The following is a 16,792-nucleotide window of genomic DNA, read 5'->3' on the forward strand; positions in this document are numbered from 1 at the left end:
AAAGCCGGATGACGATCCTGGTCGGGCGATCGTCAGGCCGCAAGCTCCACCATGCGCCCCACCGCCGCATCGAGCAGCCGTTTCTCCAGCGTCTTCAACCGCGGGCCGCCGGCGATTTTGTCGCCGGTGAGGTCGGTGAGGTAGAAGGTGTCCACCGCCCGCTCACCATAAGTGGAGACATGGGCGGAATGGATCGTCACCTTGGACTGGAACAGCGCATGGGCGAGCTGGTTCAGGAGCGCCGGGCGATCGCGCGCATTCACCTCCACGACCGTGAAGCGGTTGGAGGCCTTGTTGTCGATCAGCACATTAGGCTCGATGCGAAAGGCATCGGCGCGCACCCGGGGCAGCGGCTTCGCCTTCAGCCGCTCGACCAATTTGCCGCGGTTCGCCAGGGCATCCTCGATCGCGGTCTGCAGCCGGTCCAGCTGTTCGGGTTCGTCAAACGGCCGGCCGAAGGGATCCTGGACGAGGAAATTGTCCACCGCCATGCCATCGCGCGTGGTGTGGATGCGCGCGTCGATGATGTTGCCCCCCGCGACGTGGATCGCGCCGGCGATGCGATAGAAGATGCCGGGATGGTCGGCGGCATAGACGGTGACGAGCGTCGCGCCGCGCTGGGCATAGACCTGCGCATCGATGGCGAGCTGCGCCTGCCCCACCCCCGCGACGAAACGCGCGTTATGGGCGAGCACATCATCGGGCTCCGCGATCCAATATGCCTCCGGAAAGCGGCGGACATAGGCGGCCATGGTGGCCGCGTCCCACCCCAGGCTGTCGGCAAGCGCGGCCTGCTTGGCGGCGATCCGCTCCTCCCGCCCGCGCTGCTTGTGCCCGAGGCGAAGCACCTCCTCGGCGGACTCGTAAAGGTCTCCGAGCAGCTGCCGCTTCCAGCTGTTCCACGTGCCCGGCCCGACGGCGCGGATGTCCACGATGGTGAGCACCAGCAGCAGCCGCAGCCGCTCCGCCGATTGCACGACATCGGTGAAGTCGAGGATCGTCTTGAAATCCGACAGGTCGCGCTTGAAGGCGGTGGCCGACATTAGCAGGTGATAACGGACCAACCACGCCACCGTCTCCGTCTCGGCGCGCGTCAGGCCGAAACGCGGGCAGAGCCGCTCCGCCACCGCCGCGCCCAGGATCGAGTGATCGCCGCCCCGCCCCTTGGCGATGTCGTGCAGCAGCACGGCGACATACAGCACGCGGCGTGACACGATCTGCGGCAGGATTTCCGATGCCAGCGGATGTTCGACGACAAAGTCCCCGCGCTCGATCCGCGCGAGCAGGCCGATCGCGCGGATCGTGTGCTCGTCCACCGTGTAATGGTGATACATGTCGAACTGCATCTGCGCGACGACGCGCCCGAAATCGGGCACGAAGCGGCCGAACACGCCGGCCTCGTTCATCCATCGCAGCACGGTTTCGGGATCGTGGCGCGACGTCAGCAGATCCAGGAACAGCGCATTGGCGCGCGGATCGGTGCGCACCTCATCCACCAGCTTCGCATCGCGCGTGGCGGCGCGCATGGCGAGCGGATGGATCTCCACCCCATGCAGATCCGCCAGCTGGAAGATCTCGATCAGGCGGGTCGGATCCTCGGCGAAAAAGCCGTCGTGCGGCAGGGCGAGGCGACCGCGATCCAGGACGAAACCGTGAAGCTTGCCCGGGCGGCGGCGCAGGCGGGGCAAACCGAAGCGGCGGCCGCGCGCGGCAAACAGATCATCGACGTGCGCCAGAAACACGCCCGTCAGTGCGCCGACCGTCTTCACCTGAAGGAAGTAGAATTGCATGAACCGCTCAACCGCGGCCTTGCCCGGCCGGTCGGCGTAGCGCATCCGCTCCGCAATCTCGCGCTGCATGTCGAAGGTCAGCCGGTCCTCCGCGCGGCCCGCCACGAGATGCAGGTGGCAGCGCACCGCCCAGAGGAAATTGTCCGCGCGGTGGAACAGCCGGTATTCGGCCGGCGTGAACAGCCCCTTGCCCACCAGCTGGGCGGCGCGATCGACGTCATAGACATATTTGCCGATCCAGAAGAGCGCGTGAATGTCGCGCAGGCCGCCCTTTCCTTCCTTCACATTGGGTTCGACGACGTAGCGGCTATCGCCCATCTTCACGTGGCGCGCATTCCGCTCCGCCAGCTTGTCGGCAATGAACTGACGCTCGGTGCCGCGCGTCACCTCGTTGCGGAAGCGCGCCTGCGATTCCTCGTACAAGGCTTCGTCACCGCAGACGAACCGCCCTTCGAGCAGCGCGGTGCGGATCGTGACGTCACCCTTGGCCTGGCGCACCATCTCATCGAGCGAGCGGGAGGAATGGCCGACCTTCAGGCCCAGATCCCATAGCGCATAAAGGATCGATTCAATGACCTGCTCGGCCCAGGGCGTCTGCTTCCAGGGGGTCAGAAAGCCGATGTCGACATCCGAAAAGGGCGCCATCTCGCCGCGCCCATAGCCGCCGACCGCCACCAGCGTCAGCCGCTCCGCCGCCGTCGGATTGCTGAGCGGGTAGAGCCGCTGCGTGACGAGATCGAACAGTAGTTTAAGCAACTGATCGACCAGAAAGGCCTGCGCATTGGCGGCCTCCAGCCCGCGGGAGGGCCGTTCGCCCAGCCGCCGGGCGATCTCCGCGCGCCCCGCCTCAAGCGCGTCCTTCAGCATCGTCGTCGCCTCGCGGCGGAGCAGCGCCGGATCGCCCGGATCAAGCGCCGCCAAGGCTTCCGCAATCACGCGCCGATCAATGATCGCGCGACGGTTGGTCAGATTGTCAAAGCGCGTGCTCATGCGTCCCGATGTAAGCGGCACATGCGCACGTGGCCATGCCCCTATCCGTCACTCGTGCCGCAGGGCATCAATCGGGTTCAGCCCCGCCGCGCGCCGCGCCGGGAAGTAGCCGAACACCACCCCGATGACCGCGGCGATGGCAAAGGCCACGACATTGATGCTGGGATCGAACGTCCACGGCACCTGCATCAGCGGCGTGGCAACCGCGATGACGAGCTGCGCCAGCACCAGGCCGACCAGCCCCCCAAGCATGGACAGCACCACGGCCTCCACCAGGAACTGCAGCAATACCTCGTTCGCCACGGCGCCGATCGCCAGGCGGATGCCGATCTCACGCGTACGTTCCGTCACCGACACGAGCATGATGTTCATGATGCCGATGCCACCGACCACCAGGCTGATCGCGGCCACCGCCGCGACGATGCGGGTCAGCAGGGTGGTCGTGCCGGTCAGCGTGTCGCTGATCTGCTTGGTATCGAAGATGTTGAAATCGTCCTGCTTGCCGCCGGAGATGTTGCGCCGTTCGCGCAGCAGATCGCTGATCGACGCCTGCACCGCGCTGGTCGAATAGGCCTGATCCACGCCGACCAGCATCAGCCGCACGTCGCGGCTGCCGGTGAAGCGGCGCTGCACCGCCTTGATCGGCATCACCACCGTATCATCCTGATCGCCGCCAAATCCGGCCTGGCCGCGCGCGGTGAGCACGCCGATCACGTCGCAGCTGATCGCGCCGATGCGCATGCGGTGGCCGATCGCTTCCCCGCCACGGAACAGGTTCTGGCGCACCGTATTGCCGATGACGCACACCGCCTTGCCCGCCTGTTCCTCCGCCGGCGTCCAGTACCGCCCCTGCGCGAGTGGCCAGGGCTGGACGGTGAAGACGGCATTGGTGGTGCCCTGAACGGTGGTGGACCAGTTCGCGCCTTCGTAGATGGCCGTCGCGGTGGTCGACGCCTGCGGGGCGACGGCGGTGACGCCAGCCACCTGCTGCGCGATCGCGGTCACGTCATCCGGGTCGAAATCGGGCGGGCGCGGCCCACCGCCGCCACGGCCGAAGCCCTGGCCGGGGCGGATCTGCAGCACGTTGGTGCCCAGCGCGGCGATCTGTTGCTGCACGGCGCTGGTGGTCGCCTTGCCGAGCGTCACCATGGCGACCACGGCGGCAACGCCGATGACGATGCCGAGGATCGTCAGGAACGAGCGCAGCAAGTGGCGGCGGATCGAGCGGATCGCGAGAACGAAGGTGGTGCCGAACATGACCTCAGTGTCCTCCCACCTGTCGGGTGAAAGGGCGATGGTGCCCGTGCATCACGCGACCCCCTCCCCCATCCGGTGGTTCGCATCGACCCGCTCGACCAGCCCGTCCTTGAAGTGGACCACGGTGCGGGCGAACGCCGCCATGTCGGGCTCGTGCGTCACCATCAAAACGGTGATCCCGCTGTCGCGGTTCAGCCCGGTGAGCAATTCCATGATCTCGACCGAGCGTTCGGAATCGAGATTGCCGGTCGGTTCGTCCGCGAGCAGCACGTCAGGGCGGGTGACGATCGCGCGCGCGATGGCGACGCGTTGCTGCTGGCCGCCGGAAAGCTCGGCGGGCGTATGATCCCACCAATCGGCGAGACCCACCTTGTCCAGCGCCGCCATGCCGGCATCGCGCCGGCTCTTGCGATCATCGCCGCGGTACAGCAGCGGCAGCTCGACATTCTCCAGCGCGCTGGTGCGGCTCAAGAGGTTGAAGCCCTGAAACACGAAGCCGAGATAGCGGCGCCGCAGCAATGCCCGCTGATCGCGGTCCAAAGTCTCCACATGATGGCCGCGGAACAGAAAGGTGCCGGCGCTGGGCACGTCCAGGCAGCCGAGGATGTTCATGGTGGTGGACTTGCCCGAGCCCGACGGGCCCATCACGGCGACGAAATCGCCGGCGGCGATGTCGAGGTCCACGCCCTTCAGTGCCTGAAACGCGGTTGGCCCGCTGCCATAGACCTTGGTGACGTTGCGCATCGAGATGATCGGATCGGTCATCCCGCGCGCTGCCGCTGCTGGCCGCTACCACTGCCACTGCCACTGCCGCCTTCGCTGCCGGAAAGCTGCCCGGTGATCACTTCCATGCCCGGCTTCAGGCCGCCGGAAAGCACCTCCGTCACCGAGCCGTTGGTATCGCCGGTGGTCACCTGCACCGCCTGTGGCTGCCCATCGGCACCCTTCACATACAACGTCTGCTGCGCCCCGCGGCCAAGCGTCGCCTGGCGCTCCGGCCGATCGCGGCGCGGGCGGAAGGTGAGCGATCCGGCGATGCCGCCGTCGCCGCTCGCCCCGGCCGTGGTCGGCTTGAAGCGGAAGGCGGCGTTGGGCACCAGCAGCACGTTTTTCTTGTCGCTGGTGACGATATCGGCCGTCGCGGTCATGCCCGGGCGCAATTCCATGGTCGGGTTCGCCACGGTGAGATCGGCCGCATAGGACACGACCTGACCGGTGGTGGACGTTCCCGACGAGGTGCTGCTGGAGGACGAGGTCGCGGTGCTGGCGGTCAGGTTCGAGCCGAGATCGACGCGGGTGATCGTCGCTGGGAAGGTGCGCCCGGGGAACGCATCCACGGTAAAGCTTGCCGCCTGCCCTTCCTTCACCGATCCCACGTCGGCCTCGTCAATGGCGACCTCCAGCTTCATCTTGCTGAGATCCTCGGCGATCACGAACAGCGTCGGCGTGTTGAACGACGCGGCGACGGTCTGACCCGGATCGACCTGACGCGCGAGCACCACGCCGTTGACGGGCGAGCGGATGATGGCGCGTTGCCGCTGCGTCTGGTTCTGCGCGAGGTTCGCGCGCGCGGCGGCGACATTCGCCTCCGCCACGCGCTGGGCGGCAACCGCGCGCTGCGCATTGGCGCGGCCGGTCTGCAACTCGGTTTGCGACGGCACGCGCCCGTTCGACAGGCGATACACTTCCTCCAGCCGGGCAAGCTGCGCCTGCGCCTCGGCAACAGTGGCGCGCGCCTGATTCACGCTGGCGATATTGGCGTTCAGCTGCGCCTGGCCGGCGCGGATCTGATCATCGATCTGTTCGGGATCGATGAGCGCCAGCGCCTGCCCCGCCGTGACGCGATCGTTCACGTCGACCACCACGCGCGTGACCAGGCCCGAAAGCTGCGAGCCGACCGTCACCTGATTGGTCGGCGCGAGCTTGCCCGTCGCCGACACGGTGACCGTCAGGTCGCCGCGCCGCACCGGCGCCGTGGCATAGCCCACCGCCGCGCTCGACCCGAACAATCGCAGGCCAAGCAGCACCAGCAGGATCACGCCAAGCGCGATCCCGCCCCATTTCACCCAACGACGCCATGCCGGCTGCGGCTTCACCCCGAGGAAATCGTCAAGTTGCTCGGTCGCCATCAGCGGGTTCCGTCCTGCGTGTTGTTCGGGGGTAAGATTGCCTGGGGCGCCGCGCCCGAGTTCCAGCCGCCGCCCAGCGCGGTGTAGAGCTGGATCAGCGCGGTGGCATGATCGGCGCGCGCCTGGGCGGCGCTGTTGCGGGCGGAGAGCAGCGACGCTTCCTGCTGGCTCAACGTGGTGAAATCGGTGAGGCCAGTGCGATATTGGCTGCGGCTGAGGATCGCGGAATTGTTCGCCGCCTCCAGCGCCACGGCGAACTCACGCTCGCGCGCCTCCGCCGTGCGGAGCGCTATGACGGCATTCTCGATATCCTCCAGCGCGACCAGCACGGTCTGCTTGTAGGCGGCGAACGCCGCATCGGCGGCAGCCTCGGCGCCGCGCACCTGGCTGCTCAGCCGCCCGCCGTTGAAGATCGCCTGCGTGAGCCCGGCAAAGAGGCCACCGGTCACCGTTTCCAGCAGGCCGCCGAGATTGCCGGCACTGGAGTTGATATTTCCGCTGATCGCCAGCGCGGGATAGAGCTGCGCCTTGGCGACGCCGGTCTGCGCGGTCGCGGCGGCAAGGCTGCGTTCGGCCGCGCGCACGTCGGGCCGCTGTCGCAGCACATCGGCGGGGATGCCGACGCCGGCGCTTTCCGGTCCGCGCGGGATCGGCCGGGTCGCGGCGAGGAGCGGCTTCAGCGCGCCGGGTGCCGCGCCGGTGAGCACGCCGATGCGCGCCACGGCGGCGTTATATTGCTGCTCGATCAGCGGAACGGAGGCGGCCGTCTGCGCCCGCTGCACCCGCGCCTGTTCCTGGTCGAGACTGGAAACAAGACCGGCCTGCACGCGGAAACCGGCGATCTCCAGATTGTCGTCCTGCAGCGCCAGGCTGTCGCGCGCATTGGCGAGTTGCAGCTGATAAAGCCGCGCCAGGACGTAATTGCGCGCGACCTCGGCCTGGACCGACAGGAGCACCGTCGCCTGATCATAGCCGGACGCCTCATATTGCGCCTGGCTCGCCTCCACCGTGCGGCGCACCTCGCCGAACAGGCCGAGCTGATATTGCGCATCCAGCCCGAGCGAGAAATTGGAGCCGCCGCCACCGCCGATGCTCTGCGTCGTGCCGTCCGGCAGGGTGATCAGCGTCTGCCCGCCACGCAGCGTTTCAGACCGGCTGTAGCCCGCCGACCCGTTCACCGTGGGCAACAGGCTGGCGCGGCTCTGCACCAGCGCCTCGCGCGCCTGCCGCAGCCGGGCGGCGGCCTGCGCCAGGTCGAGGTTTCTTGCCGCCGCCTGCTCCACCAGCTGCCCAAGCACCGGATCGTCGAAGCTGCGCCACCAACGGGTGAGATCCTCGCGCGTAGGCGCGGCGGTGACCGAAAAGCTGTCCGGCACGCCCAGCTCGGCGGCGCTGCGTGGCCGATAATCGGGACCGACGGTACATCCGCCAAGCGCGGCGAAGAGGAGAAGCGAAATCCGCAAACGCGTCATGCCTGCCGAAATGGTTGGGCGGCGTGGAAGGGTCCAGCGCTTTTGTGTCGCGATTTGTCGCAAGGGGGGGAGAGGGCGACGCGGGCCAAGTGGACAATCAGGCGAGCTCGATCAGCACCTGATCCACCGTGACGCTCTCGCCCGTCGAGACGCACACCGCCGCCACCTTCCCGTCGATCTCGGCGCGAAGCACATTTTCCATCTTCATCGCCTCAATCACGCCGAGCGCCTGTCCGGCGATGACCTCGTCACCAGCCGCGACGTCCAGCCGGACAAGCAGCCCCGGCATGGGCGCGGTGATCGTCCGCGTCCGATCCGCTGCGGCCGGCGCGATCAGGTGACGCGCATAGCCGGCGATCCGCTGCGGCAGGACACGCACGGCGTGGCGCGCGCCGCGCGTGTGGAGGAGGAATCCAGTACGCGTGCGCGTCACCTGCACCACCAACGTTTCGTCGCCCAGGCGCAGGCGACATGCCACCGCCCCGGGGGTATAATCGTGCGACAGGGCAAGCGTGTCGCCGTTCACCGTCACCGACTGGCCGGACAGGATGACGTCGAAATCCTGCGCGCCGATCCGCACGGCCCAGTCCTGCTCGGCAGAAGTGCGCTCATGCGCCACCGCCATGAGCGCGGCGAGTCCGGCAAGGCCGTGCAGCAGGGAAGCTGCGGCAGGCGCGCCGCTGAACCCGCGCGGATATTCCTCCGCGATGAAGCCGGTGCTGAGATCGCCGCTGCGAAAACGCGGATGCTGCATCAGCGCGGACAGAAAATCGATGTTGGTGGCGGGGCCTTCGATGACGAACGCATCAAGCGCATCGACCTGCGCCGCCACCGCCGCCTCGCGCGTCGGGGCCCAGGTGATCAGCTTGGCGATCATCGGATCGTAGAAGCGACTGACCTCGCCGCCTTCCGCCACGCCACCGTCGATGCGGGTGACGGCAGCGCCATCCGTATGCGCCGAACCCGCAGCGCGCGCGGCCGGGGGCGGGCGATACCGGACCAGGCGCCCGGTGCTGGGGAGGAACTCGCGATAGGGATCCTCGGCATAAACGCGCGTCTCGATCGCCCAGCCGTTCAGGCGCACGTCCGACTGCGAAAAGCCAAGCGGCTCACCTGCGGCGATGCGGATCATCTGCTCCACCAGATCTAGGCCAGTCACTGCTTCGGTGACGGGATGCTCCACCTGGAGCCGGGTGTTCATTTCGAGAAAGTAGAAACTTTCGCCGCTCGGATCGGCGCCCGACACGATCAGCTCGACCGTGCCCGCGCTGTGATAGCCGACCGCCCGGGCGAGCGCGACCGCCTGCTCGCCCATCGCGCGACGCATCGCCGGGGTGACGAAAGGCGACGGCGCTTCCTCCGCCACCTTCTGGTGGCGGCGCTGGATCGAGCATTCGCGCTCGCCGAGATAGACGATGTTGCCGTGCCGGTCGCCGAGCAGCTGAATCTCGATGTGGCGCGGGTGTTCGATGAACCGTTCGATCAGCACGCGATCATCGCCGAAACTGGCGAGCGCCTCTCGCCGGGTCGCGTCAAAGCCCGCGCGAAGCTCGGCCTCGTCGTGCGCCAGCCGCATCCCCTTGCCGCCGCCGCCCGCCGACGCCTTCATCATGATCGGATAACCGATGCCGGCAGCCACCGCCGCCGCCTCCGCCACGCTTTCGATCGCAGCGGGATGGCCAGGTACGACGTTGACGCCGGCGGCGCGGGCAAGCTCCTTGGAGGCGATCTTGTCGCCCATGGCGGCGATCGCCTGCGGCGGGGGGCCGATGAAGGTGATTCCCGCGTCGGCGCATGCCGTGGCGAAGGAGGCGCGTTCGGAGAGGAAGCCGTAGCCCGGGTGGATCGCCGTCGCGCCTGTCGCACGGGCGGCGGCAAGGATGCGATCGGCGTCGAGATAGCTTTCGCTCGCCGCGGCGGGGCCGATCCGCACCGCTTCGTCCGCCAGCGCGACATGCGGCGCGCGGACATCGGCATCGGAATAGACCGCCACCGTCGCGATGCCCATCCGACGCGCCGTGCGAATGATCCGACAGGCGATCTCGCCGCGATTGGCGATCAGGATCTTGCCGAACATGCGTTGTCCCCGTCCGCCGCGCACCTTGCCGCCCGCTGGCGTTACGCCGCTGGCTCGCAGGCGCGCATCGGCTCCTCCGCCACCATCGGCCGAACGCCAAGCTTGGCGAACAACGTGGCATCGGCGCTGTCGCCGCGATTACCGGCGGTCAGCAGCTTGTCGCCGGTGAAGATCGAATTGGCCCCGGCCATGAAGCACAGCGCCTGGGTCGCCTCACCCATCGATTCACGACCGGCGGACAGGCGCACCATGCTGAGCGGCATGGTGATCCGCGCAACGGCAACGGTGCGGACGAACTCGATATCGTCGATCTTGGCGAGCGGCGTATCGGCCAGCATGTCGCCCAGCACCGTGCCCTTCACCGGCACCAGCGCGTTGACCGGCACGCTTTCGGGATGGCGCGGCATGGTGGCGAGCGCATGGACGAAGCCGACCCGATCCTCCCGCGTCTCCCCCATCCCCACGATCCCGCCGCAGCACACGTTGATGCCCGCTTCGCGTACATGCTCCAGCGTTTCCAACCGCTCGCCGAACGACCGGGTGGTGATCACCTCCCCATAGCGCTCCGGCGAGGTATCGATGTTGTGGTTGTAGTAATCGAGCCCGGCATCGGCGAGCCGCTGCGCCTGCGAGGGCGTCAGCATGCCCAGCGTCATGCACGTTTCCATGCCCATGGCGCGCACACCCTGGATCATGGAAACGATCGCATCCATGTCGCGGTCCTTGGGATTGCGCCACGCCGCGCCCATGCAGAAACGCTGGCTGCCGGCGTCGCGCGCCTCCGCCGCCCGCTGCAGCACGGCGCGCACATCCATCAGCTTGGTCGCCTTCACCCCCGTTTCGGCATGAGCGGACTGCGAACAATAGCCGCAGTCCTCCGGGCAGCCGCCGGTCTTGATCGACAGCAACGTGCAGAGCTGCACCTCGCCCACCGCATGATGCGCGCGGTGCACGCCCTGCGCCCGCCACATCAGCTCGTCGAACGGCAGGTCGAACAGCGCCGCGATCTCGTCGCGGGTCCAATCGTTGCGGGTCACCGCGTCCACATCAGATCCTTCAATTGTTTGGTCCGCTCCCGGGTCAATCGCGTGAGGCATTGCCCCCGCGCGAACCCTTGCAGTGAGCCGCCGGCATATTGGCCGCCCTCGATCACACACTGCCGATCACGGAACTGCAGCCATGCGCGCTGGCTGGCAAGAGTGGCCGCCGCGTAGCCGAAGCCGCCGCCCCGCGCGGCATTCTGCGCATCGCGATCCTTCATGCCGGCGTAGGTCTGTTTCCATTGCGCGTTCAGCGCGGCATCGGCGCGGCGCAGGTCATTGGCCGCCTGCGCATTCATTTGCGCCTGGGTCTGGGCGCCGGCAGGCTGGGCGGACGCGAGAACGGCCAGCAGAAGCGCCGTTGCAGAAACCTTGGTCATCGTACCTCCATGATCCGTCCCGGCACCAACGCACCGGGACGGGATGGATGCTCAACGGCCCTTGAACGCCGGCTTGCGCTTCTCGAGAAAGCTCAGGCCGCCTTCGCGCGAATCCTCGGATCCGCCGGCCAGCCGCTGGCCCTCGGCTTCGGCGCGCAGCACCTGATCGAAGGTGCCGTCCAGCGCGACCTGGATGTTCTTGCGCATTGCCGACAGAGCAACGGTCGGCCCGGCAGCAAGGCGCGTGGCGAGCGCGAGCGCCTCGTCCATGAGCTTGTCGTCATCCACCGCCTTGTAGATCAGGCCCCATTGTTCGGCCTGCTCGGCGCCGATCCGCTCACCCAGCATCATCATCTGCGTGGCGCGCGCCTTGCCGATCGCCTTCGCGAGCAGCCAGGTGGAGCCGCCATCCGGCACCAGGCCGATGTTGACGAATGCCTGGAGGAAATAAGCGCTCTTGCCCGCGAACACGAAGTCGCCGGACAGGCCCATGGAGCAGCCGACGCCGGCCGCCGGACCGTTGACCGCCGTCACCACCGGCACCGGCAGGTTCATGATCTGCGACATGAGCGGATTGTAGAAGTTCATCAGCGCGCGGTGGCTCGTATCGCCGCCTTTCACGCGCGTATCGCCGCCGCCGCGCGCCTGGAGATCGGCGCCCGAGCAGAATGCCCGGCCGGCACCCGTCAGCAGCACCGCGCGCGCGCCCTGCAGATCGTATAGCGCGACCGTCAGATCCTCGGCGAGCTGGATCGATGCTGCGTTCAGCCGCTCCGGCCGGTTCAGCGTGACGACCAGGACATCGCCCTTCTTCTCGGTCAGGATCGTTTCGTAATCAGCCATTTCGGTTTCTCTCCCTCGTATGTCCCGCTCCGGTTGGAGAAGGCTTTGGCAGCATGCTGCCGAATTCCTGCGCAGGCGCTGCGTGGCGCAGCGCCGCGGCGATCGTCTGCCGGGTTGTGGCAGGACGGATCACCGCATCGACGAACCCAGCCGTCACGGCGTGAGAGGGATCAGCGATAGCGGCGGCATAGTCACGCTTTTTCTGTTCATCGCCCGTTTCGAAGAGCAGCGCCGCCGCGGCATCGCCGGCCATGGCGGCGATCTCCGCGCCGGGCCAGGCATAGCAGATGGCCGACGCCCCGCGCTGCGGCGCGAAGATCGCCCAGGCAGCCCCGATCGCGCGCCGGGTGACAAGGGTGATCCGCGGAACGGTTGCACGCGCCAGCACCGCCAGCAGATCCGCCACATCCCGCACGATCCCGCGTGATTGCTCCGCCGCGCCGGGATGGACGCCGGTTGAATCGAGCAGGACCAGCATGGGAATGGCGAAGCGGTCGCAGAAGCGCGCGAAGCGCGTTGCCTTGCGCGCCGCCGCACAATCGATCACCCCGCCCAGCACCAGAGGCTGGCTGCCCAGAATACCGACGGTGCGCCCGTCGATCCGGGCAAGGGCACAGATCATGTTTGCGGCATGATCGGGCTGAAGCTCGAAGATCGCGCGTTCATCGGCCAGCGCACGCGCGAGCTCACGCATGTCATAGGGCGCGGCGGGATCGAGCGGCACGAGCTGATCGAGGCCGGGCTCCAGCCGATCCGACGTGTCAGCAGTGATCACCAATGGTGCGGGCTGATCGGCGGCGGTGGGAAGCAGGTCCAGCAGGTCGCGGGCGGCGAACAACAGCTCGATCTCGTCCGAAAACACGCCATCGGCCATGCCGTTGGCGGCGGCGTGAAGGGACGGCGCGCCGAGCGCGTCCACGCCCGCGATCTCTCCCAAAGCCTGTCGCAGCACCTGCGGCCCCGCCAGATACAAAGCGCTAGCGCGGTCGAGCATGAAGGTGAAATCGGCGAGACCGGGCGACAGGGCAGCGGTTCCGACGGTGGGACCGAACAGCAAGGATAGCTGCGGCACCCTGCCCTGCGCCCGCGCCTGGCCCTGCATCAGCATTGCCTGCGCGGTGAGGCACGCTAGCCCCTCAACAAGCGCCGCGCCGGGCGAATCGTGGATACCGACGATGGGCGCGCCAGTCGCCACCGCCTGATCGACGAGTTGTGCGATCGCTGTGGCCTGCGCCTGGGTCATGACGCCGGCCGCATCAGTCACATCCTGGCTGAACGCCATGACCGGTCGGCCGCGTACCAGGCCGCGCGCCGTGATCACGCCCTGGCCGGCGCCGCCGATCTCGCGACGTGTTTCGTGATCGAACAGGATGTCGAGCCGCTCGCGCGCAGTCAGGCAGCCGCGCGCATGTTGCGCTTCGCTCGCCTCCCGCTCTCCGACCGTCGCCGCCATGGCATTCTCCCGCCCGCGCGGGCTTCCTGCGCCTGTGCGACGCGGGACGCAAATGCCAAAACGGTCAGGTGGCGGCAGGAACAGGGCAATGCGCGAGGCCCGCGCCACGGCTCACCAGCCCTGCACGGCTTCCGGATCGGACAGCGCGAGCAGTCGTCGCGCAGCGCGCCGGGCGAAGGCAAGCGTGCACTTCTTGCGCGCATGGGTGTTCATCGCTTCGGTCTTCGCCTCGCGGACGACCGCCGCATCATAGCGATCGGCGACGATCAGACCGGTACGCTCCGGTAGAAAGGCCTCGCCGGCGACGGGCGTGTGATCGAACCCTGCGGGCACGGCCCAGAAGAAGCGATCGCAATGCGGCAGATAATCCTGCCACTTGCTGTCGCCCAGCAGATCGGCGCGCGACACCTTGATCTCGATGATGGTGATCTGGCCGCGGGCATCGAGCGCCATCAGGTCGACGCGGCGGCCACCGTCGAGCGGCACTTCCGGCATGGCCACCAGCTCGTGCCGCAGCAGCAACCGGGTGACGCCGCGCGCGACATCGGCCGCGCACAACGGAGAAGAGGGATCATCAACGCAGGAAGCGGGCGTGGTCAGCACGCCCGCTTCATAGAACAATTCAGGAACAATGCAAAGGTGGCGCAGCGGCCGATAAGAAGGCCGCCGTTCGCCGCTGGCCTTAGCGCCAGAAGATGTGGTTGCCGATCGAGGCGACCTTGGTCAGGCCCGAGGCGGGCGCACGACCGCGATTGAAGTAAAGCGCGCGATCCGCGTCGCTGTCCCAGGCGTCGGCAAGTGCCACCTTCGCCACCGCGACGGCGGTGCGATAGGAACGGCTGTCTTCGTTGATCGTCGGGATGCGGCCACCGCGAACGAAGCCGAACTGACCGCGCTGGGTCACGACTTCACAGATGTCCGACGGGAAGCGGCCCGACTTGGAACGGTTGATGATCACGTCTGCCACGGCCAGCTGGCCCGACAGCGGTTCACCCTTGGATTCATAGAAGATCGCGCCGGCGAGGCACTGAATGGCATCATCGTCGCCATCATGCGTCGACTGCGCGGCAACTGCCGCCGCCAGCGTCGGATATGCAACCGAATCGCCCTCGGCGAGTTCATCACCATCGAAGCCTGTCGGCTCGGAAATGGTTGCTGGCGTCGGCTCCGACACCAGTACGGCAGGCTGAGGGAGCATTTGCTCGACCTCGGCAGCCAGTCCGGCCGTGCTCTGCGCACTCAGGCCGAAGAAAGAAATCGTCATGGCTACGGCAACCGCAGCCCGCGAGAGAAAAGCCATCGTCCACTATCAAGGGCGGTGGGTACGCGGACACGATCCGGCGTTCGGAAAGAACAGCGATCGGCCGGGATCCCCCCCGACTGCGTAACCGATGCGGATCGCACCCGCCGCGGCACAACGCGAAAATCAATAAAGCTCGATCGCCATACCCCAGCGATTGAGTCAATTAAGGCAGGATGGTTTCAGCGGCGAACCGTTGGCCGTCCGCGATATCCAGAGCAACCACCCAGAGATCCGGATCATTCCTGCGGCGTCGCTGCCAATAGTCATCCAGCGATTCGCCGCTTTCGGGGCGGGGCCCGCTCCTCGCCAGCGAGTCACGACCGTCGAGCCCGATCGCACGTTCCAGGAAATGCTCTTCCCGCTCCAGCAGCAGCAGGATCGCGCCGGAATCGGCGTCCCCGCGGGCGCGCACAACGGCGATACCGCCAGCATCGTTCACCCGGCGCATCAGCGCCGATACGATAAGGTGAGAGGGGAGCCGTGGGCTCAAGCGGGGCGATATCCGGGCAGGGAAGCCAGCGCGATCCGGCTGCGCATGAATGTGCCGGTCCCACGCGCCACCTCTTCCCCGTCGCGGGTGATCAGGCGGGCATCGCCGACGAACACCCGCCGCTGGCCGCTGATCCAGCGTCCTTCCGCGATCACCGGCCCCGCCGCCAACGGACGGGTGAGAACGAGATTGAACTGCGTGGTCAGCAGAAAGCGATCGGTGATGAGGCTGTTGCAGGCGTAAAAGGCCGCGTCGTCCAGCATCTTGAAATAGGACGTGCCGTGCGCTGCGCCGGCGGCATGGAAATGCGCCGGTACGATCTCGAAGCTGATGCGCGCGACGCCCGGCTCGGGGATCTCCAGCGTGGAGGCAAACAGCTGGTTGATCGGCGCGGCGCCATAGAGCGATTCCAGCGCGCGGTGATGCGCTTCTGCGCCTTCAGGCCGCATCGCGGGTGCTTCCCGGTTCGTCCGCCGTCAACAAGGCGTAGATGGCATCGCGGGAGCCGGCGCCGCGCAGCTTCGCCACGAACCCGCGATCACGCAGCCGATGGGATATGCGCGCCAGCGCTTTCAGATGATCGGCGCCCGCGCTGAACGGCGACAGGATGGCGACGATCAGGTCGACCGGCATGTCGTCCACGGCCTGGAACTCGACCGGCTGCACCAGGCGGGCGATCATCACCACGATGCGCGGCAGATCACGAATGCGGGCATGGGGCAAAGCGACGCCGCCGCCGAAGCCGGTGGAGCCGAGCTTTTCGCGATCGGCCAGCGCGGTGGCGACTTCGCCAGCGTTCAGATCCAGCGTCTGGGCGGCCAGCGCGCCCAGCTGCTGGAACAGCATCTTCTTGTTGCTTGCCGTTACCCCGACCACGATCAGGTCGGGGTGGAGCAGATCACTCAAATCACTGGCCATGACGTTCCGGCGTTCACCCCGCGCGCTGCGGTTCGACCCAGCCGATCGTCCCGTCGCCGCGGCGATAGACCATGTTGTACGCCCCCGTCCCGCTATTCTTGAACAGCAAGGCCGCCGTGTTGCGCAGATCCAGCATCATCACCGCATCCGAGACGGTCGCATCCGGTATGTCGACGCGCGTTTCGGCGATGATCAGCGGCGCATCAACGGCTTCATCGTCCTCGCCGATCCGTTCGGCGAACAGCGTGTATCCGGCGTTGTCGAAATTGTCATAGGCCGCGCTTTCCGCCAGCGCCTGCACCTCGCCGGCGTTGCGGTCCTTCAGCCGGCGCATGTAGCGGCGCAGCTGCTTTTCAATCTTCTCGGCCGCTCCATCAAAGGCGAGATGCGCGTCATGCGCCTCGTGCCGGCCTTTCAGCACCAATCCCTGCATCACATGAACCACGATGTCGCAGCCAAAACCGGCATCGTGCGGCCCCTTGCCGAAGGTCACCTGAGCGGAGATCGCGCGGCTGAAATACTTGTCGGCAATGCCTTGCAGCCGGCTGTCGACATGATCCTTCAGCGCGTCGCCCGTTTCGACCTGGTGACCAGAGATGCGGATATCCATCGACCTATTCTCCATTGGCTGGTCCGGCTTCATTCGCCGG

Annotated in this window: 16 protein-coding genes; all 16 read right to left on the reverse strand. The window is 67.2% G+C overall.

Annotated features, from left to right (window positions below; translation table 11 throughout):
- Positions 1–32: 32 nt before the first annotated feature.
- A complete protein-coding gene (locus BMX36_RS12755; protein WP_093065986.1) occupies positions 33–2,780 on the reverse strand; it encodes a [protein-PII] uridylyltransferase in 2,748 nt (915 codons plus the stop codon).
- 48 nt (positions 2,781–2,828) lie between these two features.
- Complete coding sequence (locus BMX36_RS12760) at positions 2,829–4,037, reverse strand: ABC transporter permease (RefSeq protein ID WP_093065988.1); 1,209 nt, start codon at positions 4,035–4,037, stop codon at positions 2,829–2,831.
- Positions 4,038–4,088: 51 nt separating this feature from the next.
- Positions 4,089–4,802 (reverse strand): ABC transporter ATP-binding protein, encoded by a 714-nt coding sequence (locus BMX36_RS12765; RefSeq protein WP_066778431.1) that lies wholly within the window; start codon positions 4,800–4,802, stop codon positions 4,089–4,091.
- Positions 4,799–6,166, reverse strand: coding sequence for an efflux RND transporter periplasmic adaptor subunit (locus BMX36_RS12770; RefSeq protein WP_093065990.1), 1,368 nt, complete (start codon positions 6,164–6,166; stop codon positions 4,799–4,801). Before BMX36_RS12770 ends, BMX36_RS12765 begins: the two co-directional genes overlap by 4 nt.
- The gene (locus tag BMX36_RS12775; RefSeq protein WP_093065992.1) at positions 6,166–7,638 is read right to left on the reverse strand and encodes an efflux transporter outer membrane subunit; all 1,473 of its coding nucleotides are present in this window, start codon (positions 7,636–7,638) and stop codon (positions 6,166–6,168) included. Before BMX36_RS12775 ends, BMX36_RS12770 begins: the two co-directional genes overlap by 1 nt.
- 97 nt (positions 7,639–7,735) lie before the next feature.
- Positions 7,736–9,715, reverse strand: coding sequence for an acetyl-CoA carboxylase biotin carboxylase subunit (locus BMX36_RS12780; protein WP_093065994.1), 1,980 nt, complete (start codon positions 9,713–9,715; stop codon positions 7,736–7,738).
- Positions 9,716–9,756: 41 nt separating this feature from the next.
- A complete protein-coding gene (gene bioB / locus BMX36_RS12785; RefSeq protein ID WP_093065996.1) occupies positions 9,757–10,812 on the reverse strand; it encodes a biotin synthase BioB in 1,056 nt (351 codons plus the stop codon).
- A complete protein-coding gene (locus BMX36_RS12790) occupies positions 10,749–11,135 on the reverse strand; it encodes a lysozyme inhibitor LprI family protein (protein ID WP_093065998.1) in 387 nt (128 codons plus the stop codon). The genes bioB and BMX36_RS12790 overlap by 64 nt, the downstream gene beginning before the upstream one ends.
- Before the next feature lie 51 nt (positions 11,136–11,186).
- Entirely contained in the window at positions 11,187–11,978 is a 792-nt protein-coding gene (locus tag BMX36_RS12795) for an enoyl-CoA hydratase-related protein (protein WP_066778417.1), read from the reverse strand.
- Complete coding sequence (locus tag BMX36_RS12800) at positions 11,971–13,431, reverse strand: carboxyl transferase domain-containing protein (protein ID WP_093066000.1); 1,461 nt, start codon at positions 13,429–13,431, stop codon at positions 11,971–11,973. Before BMX36_RS12800 ends, BMX36_RS12795 begins: the two co-directional genes overlap by 8 nt.
- A gap of 111 nt (positions 13,432–13,542) precedes the next feature.
- Positions 13,543–14,034: an MmcB family DNA repair protein gene (locus BMX36_RS12805; protein WP_093066389.1), complete on the reverse strand. Its 492-nt coding sequence runs from the start codon at positions 14,032–14,034 to the stop codon at positions 13,543–13,545.
- Positions 14,035–14,113: 79 nt separating this feature from the next.
- On the reverse strand, positions 14,114–14,695 hold the full coding sequence (locus tag BMX36_RS12810) for a cell wall hydrolase (protein ID WP_231731780.1): 582 nt from the start codon (positions 14,693–14,695) through the stop codon (positions 14,114–14,116).
- 202 nt (positions 14,696–14,897) lie between these two features.
- Positions 14,898–15,224, reverse strand: a complete 327-nt coding sequence (locus tag BMX36_RS12815) for a DUF1491 family protein (RefSeq protein ID WP_093066002.1) — start codon at positions 15,222–15,224, stop codon at positions 14,898–14,900.
- A complete protein-coding gene (locus BMX36_RS12820; protein ID WP_066778410.1) occupies positions 15,221–15,673 on the reverse strand; it encodes a PaaI family thioesterase in 453 nt (150 codons plus the stop codon). The genes BMX36_RS12815 and BMX36_RS12820 overlap by 4 nt, the downstream gene beginning before the upstream one ends.
- Complete coding sequence (locus BMX36_RS12825) at positions 15,663–16,142, reverse strand: PTS sugar transporter subunit IIA (protein ID WP_066778409.1); 480 nt, start codon at positions 16,140–16,142, stop codon at positions 15,663–15,665. Before BMX36_RS12825 ends, BMX36_RS12820 begins: the two co-directional genes overlap by 11 nt.
- 13 nt (positions 16,143–16,155) lie before the next feature.
- Complete coding sequence (hpf, locus tag BMX36_RS12830) at positions 16,156–16,752, reverse strand: ribosome hibernation-promoting factor, HPF/YfiA family (RefSeq protein ID WP_066778449.1); 597 nt, start codon at positions 16,750–16,752, stop codon at positions 16,156–16,158.
- Between the last annotated feature and the right edge of the window lie 40 nt (positions 16,753–16,792).

The sequence above is a fragment of the Sphingomonas sp. OV641 genome (assembly GCF_900109205.1).
Taxonomy (GTDB): Bacteria; Pseudomonadota; Alphaproteobacteria; order Sphingomonadales; family Sphingomonadaceae; genus Sphingomonas.

Coding starts and splice junctions, on each gene's coding strand:
- BMX36_RS12755 (WP_093065986.1), bottom strand. CDS start 2,780: ATGAGCACGCGCTTTGACAATCTGACCAACCGTCGCGCGATCATTGAT.
- BMX36_RS12760 (WP_093065988.1), bottom strand. CDS start 4,037: ATGTTCGGCACCACCTTCGTTCTCGCGATCCGCTCGATCCGCCGCCAC.
- BMX36_RS12765 (WP_066778431.1), bottom strand. CDS start 4,802: ATGACCGATCCGATCATCTCGATGCGCAACGTCACCAAGGTCTATGGC.
- BMX36_RS12770 (WP_093065990.1), bottom strand. CDS start 6,166: ATGGCGACCGAGCAACTTGACGATTTCCTCGGGGTGAAGCCGCAGCCG.
- BMX36_RS12775 (WP_093065992.1), bottom strand. CDS start 7,638: ATGACGCGTTTGCGGATTTCGCTTCTCCTCTTCGCCGCGCTTGGCGGA.
- BMX36_RS12780 (WP_093065994.1), bottom strand. CDS start 9,715: ATGTTCGGCAAGATCCTGATCGCCAATCGCGGCGAGATCGCCTGTCGG.
- bioB (WP_093065996.1), bottom strand. CDS start 10,812: ATGCCTCACGCGATTGACCCGGGAGCGGACCAAACAATTGAAGGATCT.
- BMX36_RS12790 (WP_093065998.1), bottom strand. CDS start 11,135: ATGACCAAGGTTTCTGCAACGGCGCTTCTGCTGGCCGTTCTCGCGTCC.
- BMX36_RS12795 (WP_066778417.1), bottom strand. CDS start 11,978: ATGGCTGATTACGAAACGATCCTGACCGAGAAGAAGGGCGATGTCCTG.
- BMX36_RS12800 (WP_093066000.1), bottom strand. CDS start 13,431: ATGGCGGCGACGGTCGGAGAGCGGGAGGCGAGCGAAGCGCAACATGCG.
- BMX36_RS12810 (WP_231731780.1), bottom strand. CDS start 14,695: ATGACGATTTCTTTCTTCGGCCTGAGTGCGCAGAGCACGGCCGGACTG.
- BMX36_RS12820 (WP_066778410.1), bottom strand. CDS start 15,673: ATGCGGCCTGAAGGCGCAGAAGCGCATCACCGCGCGCTGGAATCGCTC.
- BMX36_RS12825 (WP_066778409.1), bottom strand. CDS start 16,142: ATGGCCAGTGATTTGAGTGATCTGCTCCACCCCGACCTGATCGTGGTC.
- hpf (WP_066778449.1), bottom strand. CDS start 16,752: ATGGATATCCGCATCTCTGGTCACCAGGTCGAAACGGGCGACGCGCTG.